The sequence below is a fragment of the Nocardioides panacihumi genome, from assembly GCF_039530925.1.
Classification (GTDB): domain Bacteria; phylum Actinomycetota; class Actinomycetes; order Propionibacteriales; family Nocardioidaceae; genus Nocardioides; species Nocardioides panacihumi.
Genome location: NZ_BAAAPB010000008.1, coordinates 86,061 through 109,135 on the forward strand (window position 1 = coordinate 86,061; position 23,075 = coordinate 109,135).

Here is a 23,075-nt window from a genome sequence, read left to right on the forward strand (position 1 = left end):
CATGTCAGGGCGATCTTGGCGCCGCCCTAGGTCTCCTTGACCACGGCGTACCAGACGCGGTCGGCGACGCGGGTGATCCGTTCGCCGATGTCGAGGGTGCGGCGGTAGAGCTCGCTGCGTGCGGTCACCTCTCGCAGATCCTCCAGCGCGAGCAGCGCCTGCATCGCCGTGCGGTAGATCTTCTCCATCCGCCGCTCGCACGCCATCGCCTCGTCAGCCTCCTGCGTGGCCACGTCCTTGCCGGTGGTCAGGTGCTCCACGGCCGAGCGCAGGTGGCGCACCCCCGCCGCGATCTCGGCCGCCATCCCGGCGATCGGCGCGTCGGGAGCGAGTGCGACGCCCTCGGCCTCGCGGGCGACGTTCTTGACTCCGTTGAGGACCGCGTCCAACCGCTCGGACAACGTGAACAGGTCCTCCTGGTCCACCGGCGTGCTGAAGGCCTGACGGAGCTCCACGGCGAGCTGACGCCGGATCTGGTCGGCCTGGTGCTCGCAGTCCCGCACCTGCTGCTCCTGCGCAAGGTCGCCGCTCGCCCAGGCGGCGAAGGCCTCGGACCCCGCAACCGTGACGTCCGCCTGCGACAGCAGTGTGGCCATCACATCGGGGCTCTGGGGCAGGAACCAGTGCTTCGTCACAGGACCACCTTCTCCACGAGTGCCGTGAGCCAACCGAGAGATGCGCAGGCCGGCATGGTCACCAGCCAGGCGAGGCCGATCTCGCGGACGATCGGCCATCGGACGTGCTTCCAACGTCGCCCCGCACCCACGCCGGCGACGGAGGAGGCGACCACGTGGGTGGTGCTGACGGGGGCTCCGAACACCGCCGCTCCTGAGATGACGATCGTGCCCGAGGCCTGGCTGACCAACCCGTCCAACGGTCGGATCCGGTAGATGCCACGACCGACCGTGCGCACGATCCTCCACCCTCCCAGCGCAGTGCCCAGGGTCAGCGCCAGCGCGCACACCGCCTTCACCCACAGTGGCACAGCGAAGGTCGGGATGGACCCGGACGCGACCAGTGCCAACGTGATCACCCCCATGGTCTTCTGAGCATCATTGGTGCCGTGCGCGAAGGACAGTGCTGCGCACGTGAGCCACTCGCCGCGGAGGATCAGGCGGGTCACGCCTCGCTCGGCTCGACGCAGTGCCCGTCTGGCCAACAGCTCGCCCGACCACCCTGCCAACGCACCCAGGAACGGGGAGATCGCGAGCGCGGCCAGCACGCCGATCACCCCGACCGGACGCCAGCCCTCGAATCCGCCCCAGTGGACGACCTGCACGCCACCGACGGCGACACCGGCGCCCACGAGTCCGCCCACCAGCGCGTGCGATGAGGACGACGGCAGCCCCCACCACCACGTCGACAGGTTCCAGGCAAGAGCAGCCGCCAGGGATGCGAAGAGGATCATCAGCGTCGAGTCGGCCGAGACGTCGACCAGGCCACCCACCGTGTCGGCGACCGCGGTCCCGGCCAGGACAGGGCCGAGGATCGTGAACACGGCGGCCACCGTGACCGCGCTGCCCGGTCCCATCGCGCGGGTCGCCACCGGGGCGGCGATCGAGTTGGACGAGTCGTGGAACCCATTGGTCAGGTCGAAGGCGATCGCGAGCAGCACCACCACGACAAGGCCCGCCGTACCGCTCATCTGCCCAGTGTCGCGGAGTCTTGGCGGGCGCCTCCGCGTTCAGCCCGAATAGGGGTTCTCGGGCGGTCGCCGCTCACAACGCCACCCGCAGCGACGATGTCACAGGCCTGTGCGTGACGGGCTGGCCTGTAAGCCGGGTTCTGTCCTCCGAAGAGGGGCGACCATCCATCTCGGACCGCCGTTGCCGGCGGCCTCCAGCGATCTACCCGGATGCTCGGGCGGGCCGCCCTCGGACACATCCTGTCTGATCTTGCTCCAGGTGGGGTTTACCTAGCCGCTCCGGTCACCCGGCGCGCTGGTGGTCTCTTACACCACCGTTTCACCATCACCGCGTCCGAAGACGCGGCTGTCTGTTCTCTGTGGCACTGTCCCGCGAGTTTCCCCGGGTGGGTGTTACCCACCACCTTGCCCTGTGGAGCCCGGACTTTCCTCGACGCCTCCCTTTCGTGTGGAAGGCGACGCGGTCGCCCGGCCAGCCCGTCACGCGGGAGCAAGCGTACGGCGACCGCCGCCGCCGCGCACCTGGGCTGTCGGATCCGGCTCTGCCCGTTCGTTGGGTGCGTGAGACCCAGCCCTACGGAAGGATGACCCCATGGCCAGCATCCGCGCGCACGAGTTCATCTCTCTTGACGGCGTCTTCGAGTCGCCGTCCTGGACCATGGAGTTCGGGTTCGACCCGAGGATGGGGGAGACGATCGCTGCTCTCACCGGCGACTCCGACGCCATCCTGCTCGGCCGGACGACGTACGAGATGTTCGCGCCCGCCTGGCGTGACCGCACCGCGGAGGAGGACCCGGGCGCGCCGTTCTTCAACGACACCGAGAAGCTGGTGGTCGGTGAGCACGAGCTCGTCGAGGAGTGGGCCAACACCACCCGCCTCGGTGCGTACGACGCCACGCGACTGCGCGAGCTCAAGGACTCCCGCGAAGGGTCGATCTACGTCTCCGGCAGCGGCCGGCTCGTCCGCGGGCTGATCGCCGACGGCCTGCTCGACGAGCTGCACCTGTTCGTGTACCCGATCGCACTCGGCACCGGCGACCGGCTGTTCGCCGACACCCGGACCAGCCTCGAGATGCGGAGCTCGGACGTCTACGACAACGGCGTCGTCCACCTCGACCTCGCCCCGAAGCGCTGACGGCATCGCGTCCCCAGCCTTGAGTGCCTCGACCATCCAGGGGTGGTCGAGGCACTCAAAGGTCGGCGGGAATGTCCGCCAGATGAGAAGCGTTCTCAAGCCATGACCGAGAACGACTTCCAGCTCACCGCCCCGGCGATCGTCTTCCCCGGCATGCATCAGCCGGAGTCGGCGTACCGCGTCGGCTACGACCTGCTCGAGCGTCGCGCACCCAAGGAGGCGCTCGAGATCATCGAGAAGGCGCTCGCCGAGGAGGCGGGCGCGACCGGCAACACCGGACTGCGCTGCCTGCGGGCCTGGGCCTTCATGATGCGCGCCCAGCTGCAGAAGGCCGAGACGGAGCTGCGCGACCTCGTCGAGGCCAGTCCTGACGACGTCTGGGCGCGGCACGCCCTCGGTCGGGTGCTCGAGCGGCAGAGCCGCCTCGAGGAGGCGCTGCCGCACCTGCGACTCGCGGCCGTCATGAGCGGGGACATCGAGCACGAGCTCGCCATGCTGCGCGTCGAGCGCCTGCTGATGACGAAGGCCGACAACGGGTAACTTCTGGACTATGAGTGACCCTGAGGGCGGCTACTGGTTCTGTCTCAAGCACCACACGGTCGAAGGGCCGGAGGGGTGCCCGGCCAAGGACCGGCTGGGTCCTTACGCCTCGGCCGCGGAGGCCGAGCGCGCGCTCGACAAGGTCGAGGAGCGCAACGAGGCGTGGGAGCACGACCCGGCCTGGAACGACAACGAGGACGGCACCGGCAGCTGACCCGGCGGCGCGCGGCGGGCGTCGTCGACGCTCTTTGCCCGCGAACTCCAGCGAACGTGGCCCAGGTCACATCCGGTTGCACTCCGGCCCGGCATGTCCGCACAGTTGTTCGGGTACAACGTTGTCAGCCCCGTCGACTTACGCAGTCGGCGGGGCTTTGACTTTGCCGGTGTCCGTCGGAAGCGGAACTTTGCCGGCCCCCGCGCATCACCGCGGATCCGGCTGGGTACCTGGCGTCAGCCCCGTCGTCTCACGCAGACGGCGGGGCTGTTCTCATCTCAGAGCCAGCCGTTGCCCTCGGCCGTGATGACCGCCTCGGCCCGGGTCGTGGCGCCCGTCTTGCCGATCGCGGCGGACAGGTGGTTGCGGACAGTGCCCTCGGACAGGAAGAGCCGTTTCGCGATCGTCGCCACCGTCGAGCCGTCACGCGCCGCCCGGAGCACCTCGGTCTCACGAGGGGTCAGCGGAGACTCGCCGGCGACCAGGCTGTCGGTGGCGAGCTGAGCGTCGACCACGCGCAGCCCCTGGTGCACCTTGCGTACGGCGTCCGCCAGCTCGGCCGCGGGGGTGTCCTTGACCACGAACCCGTGAGCGCCCGCCTGCAGCGCCCGGCGCAGGAAGCCCGGCCGCCCGAAGGTCGTCACGATCAGCACCCGGGTGCGCGGCGACTTCGCCCGCACCAACGCAGTCGCTGCGATGCCGTCCATGCCGGGCATCTCGACGTCGAGCAGCGCGACGTCGGGCCGGTGCTCGAGGACCGCGGCCAGCACCTCGTCGCCCGCGCCGACCTCGGCGACGACCTCCAGGTCGGGCTCGAGGTTGAGCAGGGCGGCCAGCGCGCCGCGTACGAGCGCCTGGTCGTCGGCGAGCAGCAGGCGGATCATGCGCTGACCTGCAGACTGAAGCCGGGCTCCAGCGCCCGGGTGACGACGGTGGCGCCGACCGCCGCCGATCGCTCTCGCAGTCCGGTCAGTCCGGAGCCGTCGACGGACGCGCCCGGCCCGCGGCCGTCGTCGCGGATCTCGGCGGTCGTCGGCGTCAGGACGATCTCGCAGGTGCGCGCCCCGGAGTGCCGGATGACGTTGGTGACGCCCTCGCGCACGGTCCATGCGAAGAGCTCACGCAGATCCGTCGGCACGTCGTCGGTGCTCTGCGGCAGCCGTGCCTCGATCTCCGCGGCGCGCAGGGCGGAGCGGGCCCGGGCCAGCTCGCCCGGCAAGGTCAGCTCGCGATAGCCGGTCACCGCGCGGCGTACGTCGGCCAGCGCGTCGCGGGACAGCCGCTCCAGGTCGGCCAGCTCGCTGCGCGCCCGCTCCGGGTCGACGTCGAGGAGCCGCTGTGCCAGCTCCGCCTTGACCGTGATCACGGTCAGCGAGTGTCCGAGGATGTCGTGCAGGTCCCGGGCGAAGCGGTTGCGCTCGCTGTCGACGGCCAGGCGTGCGTTCTCCTGCTCGGCGCTGATCAGGTCGGCGTTGCGGCGTATGACGGTGCGCATCCCGAAGATCGCCAGCGACGCCGCCGTGATCCCGAACGCGAGGCCGATCTGGCTGCCCCAGCCGGCCGCCTCGCTGAGCGCGAGCGACCCGACGAGCAGGACCGCCACGACCGCGAGGGCGAGGCGCAGCGACAGCACCATGACGGCGGCCACCGCGATGTAGACGGTGCACGCCAGGCCCTTCTCGCCCAGGCAGGCGACCATCGCGGCGCCGAGCGCGAACAGCGCGCCGAGGTACGGCGCGGTGAACGCCAGTGGCGGGTCGAGCGCGAGCCGGCTGCGCTCGGCGCGGATCCGCCACCACAGCGTCATGTAGACGGCGGCGAACGCGACGGTCGCGACGATCCCGAGCACACCGCGAAGGTCGCCGCGACGCCAACCGTCGACCAGTGGGTCGAGCAGGAAGAACAGCCAGATGCCTGCGAACAGCGGACCCAGCCGGCCGACCTGCTGGCCGCGCTGGGTCCCCTGCTCGCTCATGGGCGGAAGGCTAGTGGCCACCGGTCAGACCCGTGCCGTGTCCTTGCTCATCCGCCACGCCGCGCCGGCGACGAAGATCGCGAACCAGCCGACCGCGTTCACGATCGCGAACCACGGGAGGTCGTGGGTGAGCGGGGCGCGCGCCACCTCGGCGACGCCGTACATCGGGGTCCAGTAGGCGACGTAGCGGACCACCTCGGCGTAGGTGTCGATCGGGATGAACACGCCGCCGAGGAACGACAGCAGCGCCAGACCCGGGCCGAGGATCTGCATCGCGTTCTCGCTGGGCACCAGGTAGCCGACGAAGACGCCCAGGGCGGCGAACGTCAGCGTGCAGAAGAGCGTGACGACGGCGGCCTCGATCCACACGTGGAGCGGCATCTCGGCCTTGCCCTGCAGGATGCCGACGACGTTGACCGCCAGGATCGCCAGAGCGCCCATGGAGAGGGCGACGAGGGCCTTCACGATGATGTAGGCGACCGGGTGCAGCGGCGTCAGCCGCAGCTGGCGCGACCAGCCGACGGCCCGCTCGAGCGCGACCATGGAGCCGGTCGCCGCGGCCGTCAGGGCGGCGCCGTAGAGGGCCATCGAGATGAGGATGTACGCCGCCACGTTGCCCGAGCCGGCCGTGTCCTGCCAGCCCTTCTGGTTGCCGACGGTCAGCAGCAGCGCCGCAGGCAGGATGAGCGTGAAGATGATCGTGCGGCGGTTGCGCAGCATGCGGAAGAGCTCGATCCGCAGCAGCGTCAGGTTGAAGCCGCCCAGCGGCGGGACGCGGCGGGCGGGGACGTCTGTCATGGTGCTCATGCGTCGGCTCCGGTCAGGCTCAGGAAGGCGTCTTCCAGGTTCTTGGACGTGATCTCCAGGTCGCGGGCGGCCGTCTGCGTCAGCAGGAACCGCGCGACTTCGTCGGAGTCCTTGGCGTGCACCAGCACCTGCTCACCGCGTACGTCGACCTGGTCGACGCCCGGGAGCGCGGCCAGCGCCTCGTGGTCCGCTCCGGGCCAGGTCGCCCGCACGGTGCGACCGGTGGCCAGGGCCCGGATCTCGGCGCCGGTGCCGTCGGCCACGATGCGACCGCGGCTGATCAGCACGATCCGGTCGGCGTACTGGTCCGCCTCCTCGAGGTAGTGCGTGGCGAAGAGGACGGTGCGGCCCTTGTCGGCGTCCTTGCGGATCGCGGACCAGAACGTACGCCGGCCCTCGACGTCCATGCCGGTCGTCGGCTCGTCGAGCAGCAGGAGGGCCGGGTCGGGCAGCAGGGCCATCGCGAACCGCAGCCGCTGCTGCTCGCCGCCGGAGCACTTGCCGACCTTGCGGTCCGCGATCGACGCGATGCCGGCGTTGGCGAGCGCCTCGTCGACGGGCATGGTCTCCGCGAAGAGGCTGGCCGTGTACTCGACCGTCTCGCGGACGGTGAGGTCCTTGATCAGGCCACCGGTCTGCATGACCGCTGACACGAGGCCGTGCGCGACCGCCCGCCTCGGCGCCATGCCGAGGACCTCGGCCGTGCCGCCGGTCGGCTGCGACAGGCCGAGGACCATGTCGATCGTCGTCGTCTTGCCCGCGCCGTTGGGTCCGAGGAACGCCACGACCTCGCCCTGGGCGAGCTCGAGGTCGATCCCGCGGACCGCCTGGACGGGTCCGAAGTCTTTCGTCACGCCGCTGAGGCGGACGGCAGGAGTGCTCATGGGATCAGCATCGTGCCTCGATACCTGCGGCATGTAGCGCTTCGGTCACGACGCTGCCATGACATCTGTCATCACCGGCCGCCACAGGCGTCACACGACCCAGGGAAGATGTCACGCGACCCAGGGAACAGCGGAACTTCCGGGGTGTTGTGTCGGCCCGGAAGTTCCGGAGTCCCCGGTTAACCGGGGACTCCGCCCCGGCCCCGCCTCTCAGCTCGGATGCACCCGCAGGATCACGTCCTGGCCGTTGCCGTTGTCGGTGGGCACGAGCAGGTCGCCGTTCACGGCGACGACGGCCGTACGGAGCCGCCCGTGGCCGGTGACCTCGGTCCGCTCGGTGAGCAACCGGCCGGAGCGGTCGAAGTGCAGCATGATCAGCTTCTGGTTCTTGAGCGCGGCGACGGCGAGCCAGCCCCGGTAGCCCCGCCACTTGCGCAGGGACGGCACGAACGTCCCACCGCTCGTGGCGTCGGTCGTCGGACCGGATGACCAGGCCGCCTCGATCTGGCGCCCGGGGAGCGACTGGTCGGTCATCGGCACCGACTCGTTGTAGCCGGGCACCGGGTTGTAGCCGTAGTCGCCGCCGGCGATGAGCCGGTTGACCTCGTCGTCGCGGAACGTGCCCTGCTCGACCGACCAGAGGGTCCCGTCGCGGCGCTGGGCGAGGCCCTGCACGTTGCGGTGCCCGTAGGTGTAGACGAGCCGGGTCCGTGCGTTGCTACTGCCGAGGAACGGGTTGTGCCGCCACGGCCGGCCGGTGAACCGGCTGACCCGCAGCGTCTTGCCCCCGAGCGAGGCCAGGTTGCGAGGGTTGGTGCCGGTCGCGGCGTCGCCCGTGCCGACCAGGAGCGAGCCGTCGCGGGTGATCAGCAGCCGACAGCCGCCGTGCCGCCCGCTCGTGGACGGGAGGCCGGAGACGAGCGTGCGGATCGGCCGTGCTTCCCGCAGGTGGCGGGTGAGCCGCCACGCGATCACCCGGACGTCGTGCGAGGAGGACGTGCGCCAGCCCTGGCACGTGTAGATGCGGTGGTTCGTGCGCCACCTCGGGTCGACCTCCAGGCCCATCAGACCCGTCTCGCCGCCGGTCCAGATCTGCGCGCCGACGAGCGGGATGGTGCGCCGATGACCGCGGCGTATGACGCTCAGCCGGGCGCGGGTCCGCTCGGTGACCAGGAGCCGGCCCTTGGTGATCGGCGCGACGTCCCACGGGTGGTCGAGGCCACCGATCACGACACTCACGGAGAGGCGGGGGACTGCGGCGTCGGAGGGCGGTTCCGACGCGACGAGGGTCAGGAGCGGCACGACGAGGGTCGCGACGAGGAGCGCAGGGGCGATCCGCATGGGTTCACCGTACCCACGCCGACCGCCCCCGGGACACCCCTCAGAACGTGTGCTCGGGCGCGGGGAACGAGCCGTCCTTCACGTCGGCGGTGTAGGCGCGCGCGGCCTCCAGGAGGACCGAGTGCACGTCGGCGTACTGCTTGACGAAGCGCGGCACGCGGCCGGTGTTGAGCCCGAACGCGTCCTGCCACACGAGCACCTGGCCGTCGGTCTGGTTCCCCGCGCCGATGCCGATCGTGGGGATCGTGAGCTCCTTGGTCACCCGCGCCGCGACGTCGCCGGGCACCATCTCGAGGACGACGGCGAACGCGCCGGCCTCCTGGACGGCGTGGGCGTCGCGCAGCAGTCGCTCGCCGGCGTCTCCGCGACCCTGGACGCGGTAGCCGCCGAGTGCGTGCTCGGACTGCGGGGTGAACCCGATGTGCGCGCAGACGGGGATGCCGCCCTGGGTGAGCCGCTGGATCTGGGGTGCCATCTCGACGCCGCCCTCGAGCTTGACCGCGGCGACCTCGGCCTCCTTCATCAGCCGCGCGGCGCTGAGGTACGCCTGCTCCGGGCTGGCCTGGTAGGTCCCGAACGGCATGTCCCCGATGACGAGTGCACGGGTGGCCCCGCGCGTGACGCCTCGGGCCATGGTGATCATCTCGTCGAGCGTGACGGGCACCGTCGTGGAGTAGCCGAGGACGGTGTTGCCGCTGGAGTCGCCGACGAGGAGCGTGTCGACGCCCGCCTCGTCGAAGAGGCGCGCGGTCATCACGTCGTACGACGTCAGCATCGTGAACTTCTCGCCCGCCTCCTTCCACTCGCGCAGGTGGTGGGTGCGGACCTTCTTGACCGCCGGGGCGGTCGCTGCGGTGGGAGCGCCGTACGGCGCCGTCTCCTCGCTCGAGGAGGGTGTGCTGCTCATCGTCGAGCCTTTCGTGCCATCTCGCGGCTCCCTGATGGAGTCCACGGACCGTCATCCACGCTAGTCCGAGGACGGCTCCTGCGCGCTGTGGCGCTCGTCACCGGCGCGCCATCCCTAGACTCGCGACGTGGACTTCTACTCCGCCTACGCCCATGGCTTCGCCCGGGTCGCGGCCGTCACCATCCCGATCGCGGTGGCCGACCCGGCGACGAACGCCCGCACGGTGATCGAGCAGGTGCGCGCGTGCCACGACGAGGGGGTCGCGGTCGCCGTCTTCCCCGAGCTGTGCCTGTCGGGCTACGCGATCGACGACCTGTTCCTCCAGGACACCCTCCTGGCCACGGTCGAGGTGGCGATCAGCGAGATCGCAGAGGCGTCCGAGGAGCTGCGGCCGGTCATCGTCGTCGGAGCGCCGGTCGTCCACGGCAACCGCGTGCTCAACGCCGCAGTCGTCATCAGCGGTGGAGAGGTGCTCGGCGTCGTGCCGAAGTCCAACCTGCCGACCTACCGCGAGTTCTACGAGCGCCGTTGGTTCGCGCCGGGGGACGACATCGACGGCGTGCTCGTCCTCGCCGGCGAGGAGGTGCCTGTCAGCCCGCGCCTGCTGTTCCGCCCGACGGACCTGCGCGACCTCGTGATCCACGTCGAGGTCTGCGAGGACATGTGGGTGCCGGTGCCGCCGAGCGCGGAGGCGGCCCTGGCAGGAGCCACGGTCCTGCTCAACCTGAGCGCCAGCCCCGTCACCGTCGGCCGCAGCGAGAGCCGCCGCCAGCTGGTGCAGAGCAGCAGCCTGCGCTGTGCGGCCGCCTACGTCTACACCGCCGCCGGTCCGGGGGAGTCGTCGACGGACCTCTCCTGGGACGGCCAGACGATGGTCTACGAGCTCGGTGACCTGCTGGGTGAGTCCGAGCGCTTCCCGGACGGCCCACGGCGCACGGTCGTCGACGTCGACCTCGGCCGGATCCGGGCCGAGCGGCTGCGGCAGGGCACGTTCGACGACAACCGCCGCGCGGTCGACGTCGACGAGGAGTTCCAGGTGGTCGAGTTCGTGCTCGACCCGCCGGAGGGGGACATCGGCCTGCTCCGCAAGGTCGACCGGTTCCCGTTCGTGCCCGACGACGCCGACCGGCTCGCGCTGGACTGCTACGAGGCCTACAACATCCAGGTCACCGGGCTCGAGCAGCGGCTGCGCTCGATCCCCAGCAGCCCGAAGATCGTCATCGGAGTCAGTGGTGGCCTCGACTCCACCCACGCGCTCATCGTCGCGGCCAACGCGATGGACCGGCTCGGCCGGCCACGCAGCGACATCCTCGCGTTCACGCTGCCCGGCTTCGCCACCTCCGAGGAGACCAAGGGCAACGCCGTAGCGCTGATGGAGGCGCTCGGGACGACGTACGAGACCATCGACATCACGCCCGCGGCGCGGCAGATGCTGCACGACCTCGGCCACCCGTTCGCGGGCGGCGAGCCGGTCTACGACGTGACCTTCGAGAACGTCCAGGCGGGGCTGCGCACGGACTACCTGTTCCGCGCTGCGAACCAGCGTGGCGGGATCGTGCTCGGCACCGGCGACCTGTCCGAGCTCGCGCTCGGTTGGTGCACGTACGGCGTGGGCGACCAGATGTCGCACTACAACGTCAACGCGGGCGTCCCGAAGACGCTCATCCAGCACCTGATCCGCTGGGTGATCTCGACCGGGCAGTTCGACGAGCGCACCGAGAAGGTGCTGCAGACGATCCTCGACCAGGAGATCAGCCCCGAGCTGGTGCCGGTCGAGTCGGGACAGAAGCCGCAGAGCACCGAGGCCGTCGTCGGCCCGTACGCACTGCAGGACTTCAACCTCTACCACCTGGTGCGCAACGGCGCCCGGCCGACGAAGATCGCCTTCCTGGCCTGGCACGCCTGGCACGACGCCAAGGCCGGTGAGTGGCCGCCGAACTACCCCGACGCCAAGCACGTGGACTACGACCTCGGGGAGGTCCGGTCGTGGCTGGAGGTGTTCATCAAGAGGTTCTTCGCCAACCAGTTCAAGCGGTCGGCCCTGCCGAACGGACCGAAGGTGAGCAACGGCGGCACGATGAGCCCTCGTGGCGACTGGCGGATGCCGTCCGACGCCTCGCCGGCCGCGTGGCTGTCCGACCTGGAGCAGGTGCCGTTCTTCTAGGTCCGTCACAGCAGTCCCAGCGGTCACTCGACCCAGGGAAGAACGGAACTCCCGGGGTGTTGTGAAGGCCCGGAAGTTCCGGAGTCCCCGGTTAACCGGGGACTCCGCCCGATCGAACGCACCAGGCCACTAGGGTGACGCTCATGGGCAAGCAGGAAGACTTCGTGCTCCGGGCGCTCGAGGAGCGCGACGTCAGGTTCGTCCGGCTGTGGTTCACCGACGTGCTCGGATTCCTGAAGTCGGTGGCCGTCGCGCCCGCCGAGCTCGAGGCGGCGTTCGCCGAGGGGATCGGCTTCGACGGCTCTGCCATCGAGGGCTTCGCCCGGGTCTACGAGTCCGACATGCTCGCCAAGCCCGACCCGTCGACGTTCCAGATCCTGCCGTGGCGCGACCAGGGGCCGGCCACGGCGCGCATGTTCTGCGACATCGTGATGCCCGACGGCAGCCCGTCGTACGCCGACCCGCGGTTCGTGCTCAAGCGGACCCTGTCGCGGGCGGCGGAGAAGGGCTTCACCTTCTACACCCACCCCGAGATCGAGTTCTACCTCTTCAAGGACGCGCCTCAGGACGGGCGGCCCCCGGTGCCGGTCGACCACAGCGGCTACTTCGACCACACGGCGCAGTCGATGGGCGCGGACTTCCGTCGCGAGGCGATCACCAACCTCGAGGCGATGGGCATCAGCGTCGAGTACAGCCACCACGAGGGCGGCCCCGGCCAGCAGGAGATCGACCTGCGCTATGCCGACGCGCTCTCCACGGCCGACAACATCATGACGTTCCGCACCGTGATCCGCGAGGTTGCGCTGAGTCAGAACATCTGGGCGTCGTTCATGCCCAAGCCGTTCACCGAGCACCCCGGCTCCGGCATGCACACCCACGTCAGCCTCTTCGAGGGCGATGCCAACGCCTTCTACGAGGCCGGGACCGAGTACAGCCTGTCGAAGATCGGGCGGCAGTTCATCGCCGGCGTGCTGCGGCACGCGCCCGAGATCAGCGTCGTCACCAACCAGTGGGTCAACTCCTACAAGCGGCTGGTGACCGGCAGCGAGGCGCCGACGCACGTCTCGTGGGGTCACAACAACCGCTCGGCGATGGTGCGCGTGCCGATGTACAAGCCGCTCAAGGGTCAGTCGACCCGCGTCGAGGTGCGCACGATCGACGCGGCCTGCAACCCCTACCTCGCGTTCGCCGCCGTGCTCGCGGCCGGCATGAAGGGCATCGAGGAGGGCTACGACATGCCCCGCGAGGCCGAGGACGACGTCTGGTCGCTCACCGACCGCGAGCGACGCGCGCTCGGCCTCGACCCGCTGCCCGCCAGCCTCGACGAGGCGATCAGGCTGGCGGAGACGTCCGACCTGCTGGCCGACACGCTCGGCGAGCACGTCTTCGACTTCTTCCTGCGCAACAAGCGGGTCGAGTGGCAGGAGTACCGCGGCGTCGTCTCCGCCTTCGAGCGCGACAAGATGCTGCCGGTCCTCTGATCGCATGACGCGACGGGCGAGCGGGAAGACGCACCTGCTTCGACTCGGGTTCACCGACCCGGACACGGCCGAGGCGACGCTGCAGGCCCTCGGGCCGGCGGCGGAGCCGATCCTTGCGATGCTCGGGCTCGTCGCCGACCCGGACCTCGCGGTCGCGGCGCTCGCACGGCTCGTCGAGGCGGCCGGCGACGACGGCGCCGAGCTGCTCGACACGCTCGCCGACGACGAGGGCTCGGCGATGCGGCTGCTGCGCGTGCTCGGAGCGAGCGAGGCGCTCGGGCATCACCTCCACCGCCACCCCGAGCACTGGCGCGAGCTCACGGATCCGGTCCTGGGGTCGACGCGTGCGCCGGCGTACGCCATGAGGGCGGACCTGCTGCGGGCGGTCGGCGCCGACCCGCAGCACCCGGCCCCCGCCGCGTCGCTCGACCGCAGGGCGGCGCTCGACGCCCTGCGTGTGGAGTATCGCCGCATCCTGCTCCGCCTCGCCGCGCGCGACCTCGCCCACGACCTCCCCCTGGAGGACACCGCCGCCGAGCTCTCCGACCTCGCCGTCGGCACGCTCGACGCCGCCCTCGCCGTCGCACGCAGCGTCGTGCCGAACGCCGGGGCCGCCCGGCTCGCTGTTCTCGCCATGGGCAAGTGCGGCGGCCACGAGCTCAACTACGTCTCGGACGTCGACGTCGTCTTCGTGCACGAGCCGGCCGAGGACGCGGACGAGCAGACCGCGCTGCGGGTCGCCACGCAGCTCGCGAGCCAGCTCATCGCGGTCTGCGGCGAGCTGACCGCGGAGGGGCGGATCTGGGATGTCGACGCGGCCCTGCGGCCCGAGGGCAAGGCCGGCCCGCTCAGCAGGACGCTGGCCGCGATGGGCGCCTACTACGAGCGCTGGGCCAGCACCTGGGAGTTCCAGGCCCTCCTGAAGGCGCGTCCGGCCGCGGGTGACCTGGAGCTCGGCCAGGCGTTCGTCGAGCGCGTGCAGCCACTGGTCTGGCGCGCCGCCGAGCGGGACGGGTTCGTCGCCGATACCCAGGCGATGCGCCGCCGGGTGGTGGCGCACCTGCCGCTCAAGGAGGCCGACCGCGAGCTGAAGCTGGGGGAGGGCGGCCTGCGGGACGTGGAGTTCGCGGTCCAGCTGCTCCAGCTCGTGCACGGGCGCGCCGACGAGCGGCTGCGCTCGCCGTCGACGCTGTCGGCGCTCGCAGCGCTCACCGACGGCGGCTACGTCGGTCGCGAGGACGGGGAGACGCTCCACACGGCGTACGCCTTCCTGCGCACGCTCGAGCACCGCATCCAGCTGCACCGCCTGCGCCGCACCCACGTCGTGCCCGACGACGAGCCGTCGCTGCGCAGGCTCGGGCGGGGGATGGGCTATCTCAAGGAGCCGATCGAGTCGCTCGTCGCCGAGTGGCAGCGCCAGCGCCGGGAGGTACGGCGACTGCACGAGAAGCTCTTCTACCGACCACTGCTCAGCGCCGTCGCGCGCATCCCCGGCGACGTCGGCCGCCTCTCGCCGGAGTCGGCCGCCCGTCGCCTCGCCGCACTCGGGTACGACGACCCGGCCGCCGCCCTGCGCAACCTCGAGGCGCTCACGCAGGGACTGCGGCGCGCGTCCGACATCCAGCGGGCGCTGCTGCCGGTGATGCTGCAGTGGTTCGCCGAGGGGCCCGACCCCGACGCCGGACTCTTCGGCTTCCGGCGGATCAGCGAGGCGCTCGGCGAGACGCACTGGTATCTGCGCACCCTGCGCGACGAGGGGATGGTCGCCGAGAGGCTGGCGCGGCTGCTGTCGACGTCGCGCTACGCGACGACCCTGCTCGAGCGTGAGCCGGAGGGCGTGCGGATGCTCGGCGAGTCCCTCGAGCCGCGCGCGACGGAGCCGGTCGTCGACGAGATGCTCGCGGCCGGTCGGCGACGCGACGACGCCGAGCAGGCGGTGCGGGCCATCCGCGGCGTACGACGCCGCGAGCTGCTTCGTATCGCCGCCGGTGACGTCGTCGGGCTCAGCGACGTGATGGCGGTCAGCGAGGGGCTGACCCGCCTCACCGACGCCACCCTCGAGGCCACCCTTCACGTCGTCGGCGAGGCCGTCCGCGCCGAGCGGGGGCTCGCCGAGGCGCCGACGGCCATCGCGATCGTGGCCATGGGCCGGTACGGCGGGTTCGAGCTGTCCTACGCCTCCGACGCGGACGTCCTCTTCGTGCACCGGCCGGCGGACGGTGTCGACCATCAGGTCGCGTCGTCCTACGCCCTGGCAGTCGCGACCGAGCTGCGCCGGCTGCTCGCACTCTCCGGTGGCGACCCGGCGCTCATCGTGGATGCCGACCTGCGACCCGAGGGGCGGTCCGGTCCGCTCGTGCGGACGCTCGACGCCTATGCCGCCTACTACGAGAAGTGGCACTCGGCGTGGGAGAAGCAGGCGCTGCTGCGTGCCGACGCCGTGGTGGGCGACGCCGAGCTGCGCACGGCCTTCACGGCGCTCATCGACCCGGTGCGCTATCCCGCGGGTGGGATCGGCGACGACGAGATCCACGAGATCCGGCGCATCAAGGGACGGGTCGACGCCGAGCGACTGCCGCGCGGGGCCGACCCTGCGACGCACCTCAAGCTCGGCCGCGGGGGGCTCGCCGACATCGAGTGGACCGTGCAGCTGCTGCAGCTGCGCCACGCGCACGACGTGGTCGGCCTGAGGACGAGCCGGACGCTGGACGCGCTGGCCGCGGCGCGTCACGCCGGGCTGGTCGCGGACGAGGACGCCGTGGTGCTGGACGAGGCGTGGCGGATGGCCAGCAGGATTCGCAACGCCGTCACTCTCGTGCGGGGACGACCTTCGGACCAGCTGCCGCACGCCGCTCGGGAGCGACGGGCGGTCGCGGCGATCATGGGCTACCCGGCCGGGTCCACCGACGAGCTCGTGAACGACTACCTGCGACTGACTCGGCTGGCGCGCGGCGTCGTGGACCGGGTGTTCTGGGGCTGACCCGGCCCGGGACGGTCGCGGTCGGCGTACCTCAGGCAGGAGGCGGGGCGGTGCTGGCGCGTACGACGAGCTCGGTGGGCATCCGCACGTGCCGCTCGACGGGCTGCTGGGCGAGCATCGCGAGGAGGATGCGCAGGGCGGTCACGCCCATCTCGTGGAGCGGCTGGGCGACCGTCGACAGCGGGGGAGTGCTGCTGGCCGACTCGGGGACGTTGTCGTAGCCGATGACCGAGAGGTCCTCGGGCACCCGCAGGCCCAGCTCGCGCGCGACCTCGAGGACCTTGAGGGCCGAGAGGTCGTTGGCGGCGAACACCGCGGTCGGGCGCCGGTCGGGCGGCAGGCTGAGCAGCTCGCGTGCCGGGGCCTCGGCGAGGTCGGGGTGATAGCCACCGACCTTCATCAGGTCGGGATCGGGGGTCAGGCCCGCGGCGAGCAACGAGGCGCGGAAGCCCTCCTCGCGCAGCTGGGCGGAACGCAGGTCGGGGCGTCCGCCGAGGAAGGCGATGCGCCGGTGGCCCAGAGCGACCAGGTGGTCGGCGGCCGACCGGGCGCCGTGGAGGTTGTCGGAGTCGACGGTGGCAGGCCCGTCGGGGCCCGTGTGGGGGTCGACAGCGACGACGGGGATGTCGGCCTGGTCGGTGATCAGCATCGACGGTGTCACGACGATGGCGCCGTCGATGAGCGTGCGGCCGAGCCGGGACAACGAGCGGCGCTCCCACCCGGAGCGGCTGTGGACGTCGGTGCTGCCCGCGTGCGCGAGGAGCTCGTAGCCGGTGCCGGCCAGGCCGGCGGAGATGCCCTTGAGGAGCTCTGCGGAGTAGGGCTCGAACTCCGCCACCAGGACGCCGATGACGTTGGTGCTCTTGCGGCGCAGGCTGCTCGCGACGAGCGAGGACTCGTAGCCCAGGTCGTCGATCACGCCGAGCACCCGCTCGGTCGTGCTCTCGGAGACGCCGTAGCGCCCGTTGATCACCTTGGACACGGTCGCCACGGAGACGCCGGCCTCGCGGGCGACGTCGACGATCGTCGCCCGGGTGGACCTGCGGGGCTGGTCGGCTGTCGTCACGGCGCTGACGTTATCGGATCAGCGGCGCTGTGACCCCAGTCACGAAATCGTTATCGATAACGATTGACACGACCGCTGACCAGTTGAGAGGCTTCGCGACGTTGTGGCGTCCTTCACACGCCGACCCGTACTCAACGAGGTGCTTGATGTCCTTCACTCCCACCCGAGCCGGGCGAGCGGCGCTTGCCGTCGCCGCCGCGGGCCTGCTCCTGTCGACTGCCGCCTGTGGCGGCAGCGACTCGTCCTCGTCGCAGGGCGACCCGAACGCCAAGGTCACGATGACGTTGTGGACAAACTCCACGACCGGCCCCGGCGTGCAGTACTTCAAGGACGCCGCCGCGGCCTACCACACCGCTCACCCGAAGGTGACGATCAAGGTCCAGAGCGTCCAGAACGAGGACCTCGACGGCAAGCTCCAGACCGCGCTCCAGGCGGGCAAGGGCACCGCGCCCGACCTGTTCCTCCAGCGTGGTGGCGGCAAGCTCCAGGCGATGGTCGACGCCAACCAGATCCTGGACATCAGCGACTCGATCTCGGCCGACGCGAGGACCAACGTCTCCGCCGGCGCGTGGAACACCGAGAACGTCGACGGCAAGACCTACGCGATGCCGGTGGACATCCTCCCGGGCGGGTTCTGGTACAGCAAGGACGTGTTCAGCAAGGCCGGCATCACCACGCCGCCGTCCTCCCTCGCGGAGCTCGAGGCCGCCAACACCAAGCTCACGGCCGCCGGCGTCGCGCCGATCGCCGTCGGTGGCAAGGACGCGTGGCCGGCTGCGCACTGGTACTACTGGTTCGCCCTGCGCGAGTGCAGCCAGCAGACACTGAACGACACGGCGAAGAGCCTCAAGTTCGACGACGCGTGCTGGACCAAGGCCGGTGACGACCTCCAGGCCTTCGTCAAGACCAAGCCGTTCCAGGAGGGCTTCCTCAACACCTCGGCCCAGCAGGGGGCCGGCTCGTCCGCGGGTCTCGTGGCCAACCACAAGGCCGGCTCCGAGCTCATGGGCGCCTGGGACCCGGGCGTGATCGCCTCCCTGACCCCCGACCAGAAGCCGCTCAAGGACCTCGGCTTCTTCCCGTTCGTCTCCGTCCCGGGTGGCGCGGGTGACCAGAGCGCGATCATGGGTGGCGCCGACGGCTACTCCTGCTCGGCCTGGGCCCCGAAGGCGCAGTGCACCGACTTCCTCAACTTCCTCGTCACCGCCGACCAGCAGAAGGCGTACGCCACGGCGTTCCAGTCGATCCCGGTGAACAAGCAGGCACAGACGACGGTCGCCGACCCGACGCTGCGGGCGGCGATGGACGCCGCGAACAACGCGCCGTACATCTCGATGTGGCTCGACACGCTCTACGGCCAGAACATCGGCAACGCGCTCAACACGGCCGTCGTCAACATGCTCGCCGGCAAGGGTTCGGTTGCGGACATCGTCGACAGCGTGAACCAGGCCGCGGCCAAGGGGTAGTCGAGTTCCATGAGTGACACCCAGGTCTCGTCCGCAGCGGCGAGCACACTCGGCGGCGGTGTCACGAGCGGCGGGGACGGCGCGGGCAACGCGCCGTCCCCGGCCGCGCGTGGCCCGCGTAGCAGCCGGATCGGCTGGCGCCAGCGTTTCGAGATCACCTTGCTCGCAGGACCGGCGATCGCGGTCTTCGTCCTGTTCGTGATCCTGCCGGTCTTCATGGCGGCGTACTACGGCTTCTACCGCTGGCACGGCTACGGCAAGCCCACCGACTTCGTCTGGTTCCAGAACTACAAGGTCATCCTGTCCGACCCGGCGTTCCGCCACGCGGTCCTGCACAACTTCCAGATCGTCGCGCTCTCGTTGCTCATCCAGGGCCCGGTCGCGATCCTGCTGGCGCTGCTGCTCAACAGGAAGATGCGCGGCAGGTCGATCATCCGCGTGCTCGTCTTCGTCCCGTGGGTGGTCTCCGAGATCATCGCCGGCACGGGCTGGAGCCTGATGCTCCAGACCCAGGGCGCCGTCAACGCGATCCTGACGGACCTGCACGTCTTCGGGCGCGTCCACGTCGACTGGCTCGGCAACCCGCACATCGCGATCTGGACGCTGATGGTCATCCTGACCTGGAAGTACATCGGCTTCGCGGTGATCCTGCTGATGGCCGGCCTGCAGAACATCCCCGAGGAGCTCTACGAGGCCGCCACGATGGACGGCGCGGGCTACTGGCAGACGCAGTGGCGGATCACGCTGCCGCTCCTCGGCCCCACGATCCGGATCTGGGCGTTCCTGTCGATCATCGGCGCGCTCCAGCTCTTCGACCTCGTGTACATCGTGTGGGGTCAGTACGTCGCCGGCGTCGCCGGGGTCTCGACGATGGCCACCTACATGGTCCAGAACGGCCGCCTGGCCGGCAACTACGGCTACGGCAACGCCGTGGCGGTCGTGCTGTTCTTCATCTCGCTCTTCGTCGCACTCGTCTACCAGAGGCTGGTGCTGCGTCGCGACGTCGCCGGTTCCGAAGGGAAGGCCCGATGACCACGTCCGCACTCGAGGCCGGCACGGCCCGGCGCACCAAGCCGTCCAGGGCACCGAAGCCCAAGCAGCCGTGGGGCAGCCCGGCGACGTACTTCATCGCGCTCGTCGTCATCGGCCTCACGCTCGCCCCGGTCGTCTACATCGTGCTGGGCGGCTTCCGGACCAACTCCCAGATCACGACGGACCCCGCCGGCCTGCCGCATCCGTGGAAGCTGTCGAACTACACCGACGTCCTCGGCTCGTCGACGTTCTGGACCGAGTTCTTCAACTCGGCGCTGGTCGCGGCCGTGACCACGGTCGGTGTCGTCGCTCTGGGCCTGATGGCGAGCTATGTCCTGGCCCGGTACAGGTTCCGCGGTCGCGGCCTGATGTTCGCGCTGTTCGCGTCGGGTCTGATGTTCCCGATCACGGTCGCGGTGACCCCGCTGTTCCTGCTGCTCAAGGATCTCGGGCTCCTGGACAGTCGGATCGGCGTGATCCTCCCTCAGATCGGCTTCGCGCTCCCGGCGACCATCATCATCCTGGTGCCGTTCCTGCAGGCGATCCCGCTCGAGATCGAGGAGGCGGCAGCGGTCGACGGCTGCGGCCGGCTCGCGTTCTTCTTGCGGATGGTGCTCCCGCTCTCGATCCCCGGGGTGCTGACGACGGGCATCCTCGCCTTCGTCGCGAGCTGGAACAGCTACCTGCTGCCGCTGTTCATCCTCAACTCGCCCGAGAGCTTCACGCTGCCCCTCGGCGTCCAGGTGTTCAGCTCGCAGTACTCCACCGACACGGCCAAGGTGCTCGCCTTCACGTCGCTGTCGATGCTGCCCGCGCTGCTGTTCTTCACCTTGTTCGAGCGCCGCATCGTCGGCGGCCTGCAGGGCGCAGTCAAGGGCTGAAAGCCGGCCCGCGCCCTGACCCTCCCACCCCCCACCAGCTGTTGATCTGAAAGAGCTCTGCCGTGACCACTCACCCCGTCGCGTTGCCGCCCGTCTCAGGCCGCGTCGCCGACCTCCACGCCCGGATGACACTCGAGGAGAAGCTCGCCCAGATCGTGGGCTACTGGCTCGACCACGGCGGCGAGGTCGTCGCGCCGATGGCCGGCGAGATGAACAACGCACGCTCGGGCGAGCTCTCCGAGGTCACCCAGCACGGCATCGGGCACTACACCCGCGCTTACGGCACCCGCCCGGTCGACCCGGTCGAGCGCGCCGCCTGGCTGTGGGGGGAGCAGCGCCGGCTCGTCACGGAGACGCGGCTCGGGATCCCAGCGCTGGTGCACGAGGAGTGCCTCACCGGGCTCGCGGCGTGGACGGCGGCGACGTTCCCGACGCCCCTGGCATGGGGCGCCTCTTTCGACCCGGCGCTGGTCGAGGAGATGGCGGCGCAGATCGGCGCCGACATGCGGGCGCTCGGCATCCACCAGGGCCTCGCGCCGGTGCTCGACGTCGTGCGTGACCCGCGGTGGGGGCGCACGGAGGAGGCCATCGGCGAGGACCCCTACCTGGTCGGCACCATCGGGACGTCGTACGTCAAGGGGCTGCAGGCGCAGGGCGTCCACGCCACCCTGAAGCACTTCGTGGGCTACTCCGGCTCGCGCGCCGGCCGCAACCATGCACCGGTCTCCGCCGGGCCGCGCGAGATCGCCGACATCTACATGCCGCCGTTCGAGATGGCTGTCGTCGACGGCGGCGTCCGTTCGGTCATGGCGGCGTACAACGACGTGGACGGCGTCCCCCTGCACGGCTCGGCCGAGCACCTCACCGAGATCCTGAGGGGGCAGTGGGGCTTCGACGGGGTGGTGGTCGCTGACTACTTCGGCGTGGCCTTCCTCTCCGTGATGCAGGCGGTGGCGGCCGACCGCGGACGTGCGGCCGCCCTCGCCCTCGAGGCCGGTGTCGACGTCGAGCTGCCCAGTGGGGACGCCTACCTCGAACCGCTCGCCGCCCTCATCCGACGCGGAGAGGTCGACGAGGCGCTCGTCGACCGCGCGGTGCTGCGCGCGCTCGCGCAGAAGGAGGAGCTCGGGCTGCTCGACGCCGACTTCTCGGGCGCACCGCCGGCCGCCATCGACCTCGACTCGCCCCGGCACCGGGAGCTGGCGCACCGGCTCGCCGCGGAGTCGGTCGTGCTGCTGTCCAACGACGGCGTGCTGCCGCTGCGCGGGAGTGGCGCTCCCGCGAACGTCGCCGTGATCGGCCCCAACGCCGACCGGGCCGAGGCGCTGATGGGGTGCTACTCGTTCGCCAACCACGTGCTCGCCCATCAGCCGGGCGTGCCGCTCGGCTTCGCCGCGCCGACCGTCGCCGACGCGCTGCGCGCGCAGCTGCCGGACGCGACGCTGACGGTCGTCGCCGGCTGCGACGTGGGCGGCGAGGACCGGTCGGGTCTTCCGGCAGCGGTCGAGGCGGCCGCGGCGGCTGACGTCGCGGTGCTCGTCATGGGCGACCAGGCCGGGCTCTTCGGGCGCGGAACCGTCGGCGAGGGCAACGACGCCGAGTCACTGGAGCTCCCGGGCGTCCAGCGCGAGCTGGTCGAGGCGGTCGTCGCGACGGGTACGCCGGTCGTGCTCGTGCTCGTCACCGGACGCCCGTACGCCGTCGGCTGGGCTCTGGACGGCGGACCCGTGCCGGCCGCCGTGCTCCAGGCGTTCTTCCCGGGGGAGGAGGGCGGGCGAGCGATCGTCGACGTGCTCACCGGCGCCGTCAACCCCTCCGGGCGCCTGCCGGTGAGCCTGCCGCGGTCGGCGGGGGCACAGCCCTACTCCTACCTGCAGCCGCTCCTCGGCGGTCCGTCGGAGGTGACGTCGACGGACCCGACGCCGGTGCGGCCGTTCGGGTTCGGGCTGTCGTACACCTCCTTCGCCTACAGCGAGCTCTCCGCCGACACCGAGGCGGCGACGGACGGGACGTTCGAGGTCGCAGTCCGTGTCAGCAACATCGGTCGGGTGGCCGGCACGGACGTGGTGCAGCTCTACGGCCGCGACCTGGTCGCGTCCATCGTCCGGCCCGTGTCGCAGCTGCTCGGCTACCAGCGGGTCGCGCTGGGCCCGGGAGAGTCGGCGGTGGTCCGCTTCACCGTGCCGACCACGCGGCTGGCCTTCTCGGACCGCTCGATGACCCGCGTGGTCGAGCCGGGCGACGTCGAGGTGTGGGTCGCGGCCTCCGCCGGTGAGAAGGTCGCCACCGCCGTCGCCGAGGGGCTCGCCGGCAGCGCCGCAGCGGCCTCGGCGGCGTCCGCCCCGGTGGTCGGCGCGCGGGTCGACCGGGCGCTCGTGCGGCTCACGGGCGGCGTACACCGGGTGACGCGCGCCGATCCGCGCATCGTCACCGCCGAGGTCACCCCGGGCTGAGGCCGCGGTCGACGACGACGCGCCCCCACCGGTGCCCGGCGATGTCGGTGCCCTCTGAAACACTGACGCCTCGCACCGAGGGCAGAGCCGCACATGGGGGGCAG

General features: G+C 71.0%; 19 protein-coding genes and 1 other RNA gene. 10 read left to right on the plus strand and 10 right to left on the minus strand.

Annotated features, from left to right (window positions below; all coding sequences use genetic code 11):
- Positions 1 to 26 precede the first annotated feature (26 nt).
- The 3 genes from ABD205_RS21380 to rnpB all read right to left on the minus strand — a co-directional run bounded on the left by ABD205_RS21380 (position 27) and on the right by rnpB (position 2,125).
- On the minus strand, positions 27 to 635 hold the full coding sequence (locus ABD205_RS21380; RefSeq protein WP_344048442.1) for a DUF47 domain-containing protein: 609 nt from the start codon (positions 633 to 635) through the stop codon (positions 27 to 29).
- Positions 632 to 1,645: an inorganic phosphate transporter gene (locus ABD205_RS21385; protein WP_344048444.1), complete on the minus strand. Its 1,014-nt coding sequence runs from the start codon at positions 1,643 to 1,645 to the stop codon at positions 632 to 634. Before ABD205_RS21385 ends, ABD205_RS21380 begins: the two co-directional genes overlap by 4 nt.
- Before the next feature lie 113 nt (positions 1,646 to 1,758).
- An RNA gene (gene rnpB, locus ABD205_RS21390) (RNase P RNA component class A) lies at positions 1,759 to 2,125 on the minus strand.
- Positions 2,126 to 2,237: 112 nt separating this feature from the next.
- Between rnpB and ABD205_RS21395 the strand changes: the two genes are divergently transcribed.
- From ABD205_RS21395 to ABD205_RS21405, 3 genes are all read left to right on the plus strand, one after another.
- On the plus strand, positions 2,238 to 2,780 hold the full coding sequence (locus ABD205_RS21395; protein ID WP_344048445.1) for a dihydrofolate reductase family protein: 543 nt from the start codon (positions 2,238 to 2,240) through the stop codon (positions 2,778 to 2,780).
- Between the two features lie 102 nt (positions 2,781 to 2,882).
- Positions 2,883 to 3,320 carry a tetratricopeptide repeat protein gene (locus tag ABD205_RS21400; RefSeq protein WP_344048447.1) on the plus strand — a complete coding sequence of 146 codons (438 nt, stop codon included), beginning with the start codon at positions 2,883 to 2,885 and terminating at the stop codon, positions 3,318 to 3,320.
- 10 nt (positions 3,321 to 3,330) lie between these two features.
- A complete protein-coding gene (locus tag ABD205_RS21405) occupies positions 3,331 to 3,534 on the plus strand; it encodes a hypothetical protein (protein WP_344048449.1) in 204 nt (67 codons plus the stop codon).
- A gap of 278 nt (positions 3,535 to 3,812) precedes the next feature.
- On the opposite strand, the gene ABD205_RS21410 is transcribed toward ABD205_RS21405, so the two are convergent.
- The 6 genes from ABD205_RS21410 to panB form a co-directional block, all read right to left on the minus strand.
- On the minus strand, positions 3,813 to 4,418 hold the full coding sequence (locus ABD205_RS21410) for a response regulator (protein WP_344048450.1): 606 nt from the start codon (positions 4,416 to 4,418) through the stop codon (positions 3,813 to 3,815).
- Complete coding sequence (locus tag ABD205_RS21415) at positions 4,415 to 5,509, minus strand: sensor histidine kinase (protein WP_344048452.1); 1,095 nt, start codon at positions 5,507 to 5,509, stop codon at positions 4,415 to 4,417. Before ABD205_RS21415 ends, ABD205_RS21410 begins: the two co-directional genes overlap by 4 nt.
- A gap of 24 nt (positions 5,510 to 5,533) precedes the next feature.
- The gene (locus ABD205_RS21420; protein ID WP_344048454.1) at positions 5,534 to 6,316 is read right to left on the minus strand and encodes an ABC transporter permease; all 783 of its coding nucleotides are present in this window, start codon (positions 6,314 to 6,316) and stop codon (positions 5,534 to 5,536) included.
- Positions 6,313 to 7,200 carry an ABC transporter ATP-binding protein gene (locus ABD205_RS21425; protein WP_344048456.1) on the minus strand — a complete coding sequence of 296 codons (888 nt, stop codon included), beginning with the start codon at positions 7,198 to 7,200 and terminating at the stop codon, positions 6,313 to 6,315. Before ABD205_RS21425 ends, ABD205_RS21420 begins: the two co-directional genes overlap by 4 nt.
- Before the next feature lie 210 nt (positions 7,201 to 7,410).
- Complete coding sequence (locus ABD205_RS21430) at positions 7,411 to 8,541, minus strand: PQQ-dependent sugar dehydrogenase (protein WP_344048458.1); 1,131 nt, start codon at positions 8,539 to 8,541, stop codon at positions 7,411 to 7,413.
- Between the two features lie 40 nt (positions 8,542 to 8,581).
- Positions 8,582 to 9,448, minus strand: coding sequence for a 3-methyl-2-oxobutanoate hydroxymethyltransferase (gene panB, locus ABD205_RS21435; RefSeq protein WP_344048460.1), 867 nt, complete (start codon positions 9,446 to 9,448; stop codon positions 8,582 to 8,584).
- Positions 9,449 to 9,575: 127 nt separating this feature from the next.
- Between panB and ABD205_RS21440 the strand changes: the two genes are divergently transcribed.
- The 3 genes from ABD205_RS21440 to ABD205_RS21450 all read left to right on the plus strand — a co-directional run bounded on the left by ABD205_RS21440 (position 9,576) and on the right by ABD205_RS21450 (position 16,073).
- Positions 9,576 to 11,612, plus strand: coding sequence for an NAD(+) synthase (locus tag ABD205_RS21440; protein WP_344048462.1), 2,037 nt, complete (start codon positions 9,576 to 9,578; stop codon positions 11,610 to 11,612).
- A 143-nt stretch (positions 11,613 to 11,755) separates the two neighbouring features.
- On the plus strand, positions 11,756 to 13,093 hold the full coding sequence (locus ABD205_RS21445; RefSeq protein WP_344048464.1) for a glutamine synthetase family protein: 1,338 nt from the start codon (positions 11,756 to 11,758) through the stop codon (positions 13,091 to 13,093).
- A 4-nt stretch (positions 13,094 to 13,097) separates the two neighbouring features.
- Positions 13,098 to 16,073, plus strand: a complete 2,976-nt coding sequence (locus ABD205_RS21450) for a bifunctional [glutamine synthetase] adenylyltransferase/[glutamine synthetase]-adenylyl-L-tyrosine phosphorylase (RefSeq protein ID WP_344048466.1) — start codon at positions 13,098 to 13,100, stop codon at positions 16,071 to 16,073.
- A gap of 31 nt (positions 16,074 to 16,104) precedes the next feature.
- On the opposite strand, the gene ABD205_RS21455 is transcribed toward ABD205_RS21450, so the two are convergent.
- The gene (locus ABD205_RS21455) at positions 16,105 to 17,139 is read right to left on the minus strand and encodes a LacI family DNA-binding transcriptional regulator (protein ID WP_344048468.1); all 1,035 of its coding nucleotides are present in this window, start codon (positions 17,137 to 17,139) and stop codon (positions 16,105 to 16,107) included.
- A gap of 146 nt (positions 17,140 to 17,285) precedes the next feature.
- Between ABD205_RS21455 and ABD205_RS21460 the strand changes: the two genes are divergently transcribed.
- From ABD205_RS21460 to ABD205_RS21475, 4 genes are all read left to right on the plus strand, one after another.
- Positions 17,286 to 18,605: an ABC transporter substrate-binding protein gene (locus tag ABD205_RS21460; protein WP_344048470.1), complete on the plus strand. Its 1,320-nt coding sequence runs from the start codon at positions 17,286 to 17,288 to the stop codon at positions 18,603 to 18,605.
- A 9-nt stretch (positions 18,606 to 18,614) separates the two neighbouring features.
- Positions 18,615 to 19,637 carry a carbohydrate ABC transporter permease gene (locus ABD205_RS21465; protein WP_344048472.1) on the plus strand — a complete coding sequence of 341 codons (1,023 nt, stop codon included), beginning with the start codon at positions 18,615 to 18,617 and terminating at the stop codon, positions 19,635 to 19,637.
- Complete coding sequence (locus tag ABD205_RS21470) at positions 19,634 to 20,518, plus strand: carbohydrate ABC transporter permease (protein WP_344048474.1); 885 nt, start codon at positions 19,634 to 19,636, stop codon at positions 20,516 to 20,518. The genes ABD205_RS21465 and ABD205_RS21470 overlap by 4 nt, the downstream gene beginning before the upstream one ends.
- Before the next feature lie 62 nt (positions 20,519 to 20,580).
- Positions 20,581 to 22,971, plus strand: a complete 2,391-nt coding sequence (locus tag ABD205_RS21475) for a beta-xylosidase/alpha-l-arabinosidase (protein ID WP_344048476.1) — start codon at positions 20,581 to 20,583, stop codon at positions 22,969 to 22,971.
- Positions 22,972 to 23,075 lie beyond the last annotated feature (104 nt).

Bases quoted from the DNA above. Each gene is read 5' to 3' on its own strand.
- ABD205_RS21385 (WP_344048444.1), bottom strand. From the start codon at position 1,645: ATGAGCGGTACGGCGGGCCTTGTCGTGGTGGTGCTGCTCGCGATCGCC.
- ABD205_RS21395 (WP_344048445.1), top strand. From the start codon at position 2,238: ATGGCCAGCATCCGCGCGCACGAGTTCATCTCTCTTGACGGCGTCTTC.
- ABD205_RS21400 (WP_344048447.1), top strand. From the start codon at position 2,883: ATGACCGAGAACGACTTCCAGCTCACCGCCCCGGCGATCGTCTTCCCC.
- ABD205_RS21405 (WP_344048449.1), top strand. From the start codon at position 3,331: ATGAGTGACCCTGAGGGCGGCTACTGGTTCTGTCTCAAGCACCACACG.
- ABD205_RS21410 (WP_344048450.1), bottom strand. From the start codon at position 4,418: ATGATCCGCCTGCTGCTCGCCGACGACCAGGCGCTCGTACGCGGCGCG.
- ABD205_RS21415 (WP_344048452.1), bottom strand. From the start codon at position 5,509: ATGAGCGAGCAGGGGACCCAGCGCGGCCAGCAGGTCGGCCGGCTGGGT.
- ABD205_RS21420 (WP_344048454.1), bottom strand. From the start codon at position 6,316: ATGAGCACCATGACAGACGTCCCCGCCCGCCGCGTCCCGCCGCTGGGC.
- ABD205_RS21425 (WP_344048456.1), bottom strand. From the start codon at position 7,200: ATGAGCACTCCTGCCGTCCGCCTCAGCGGCGTGACGAAAGACTTCGGA.
- ABD205_RS21430 (WP_344048458.1), bottom strand. From the start codon at position 8,541: ATGCGGATCGCCCCTGCGCTCCTCGTCGCGACCCTCGTCGTGCCGCTC.
- panB (WP_344048460.1), bottom strand. From the start codon at position 9,448: ATGAGCAGCACACCCTCCTCGAGCGAGGAGACGGCGCCGTACGGCGCT.
- ABD205_RS21445 (WP_344048464.1), top strand. From the start codon at position 11,756: ATGGGCAAGCAGGAAGACTTCGTGCTCCGGGCGCTCGAGGAGCGCGAC.
- ABD205_RS21450 (WP_344048466.1), top strand. From the start codon at position 13,098: ATGACGCGACGGGCGAGCGGGAAGACGCACCTGCTTCGACTCGGGTTC.
- ABD205_RS21460 (WP_344048470.1), top strand. From the start codon at position 17,286: ATGTCCTTCACTCCCACCCGAGCCGGGCGAGCGGCGCTTGCCGTCGCC.
- ABD205_RS21465 (WP_344048472.1), top strand. From the start codon at position 18,615: ATGAGTGACACCCAGGTCTCGTCCGCAGCGGCGAGCACACTCGGCGGC.
- ABD205_RS21470 (WP_344048474.1), top strand. From the start codon at position 19,634: ATGACCACGTCCGCACTCGAGGCCGGCACGGCCCGGCGCACCAAGCCG.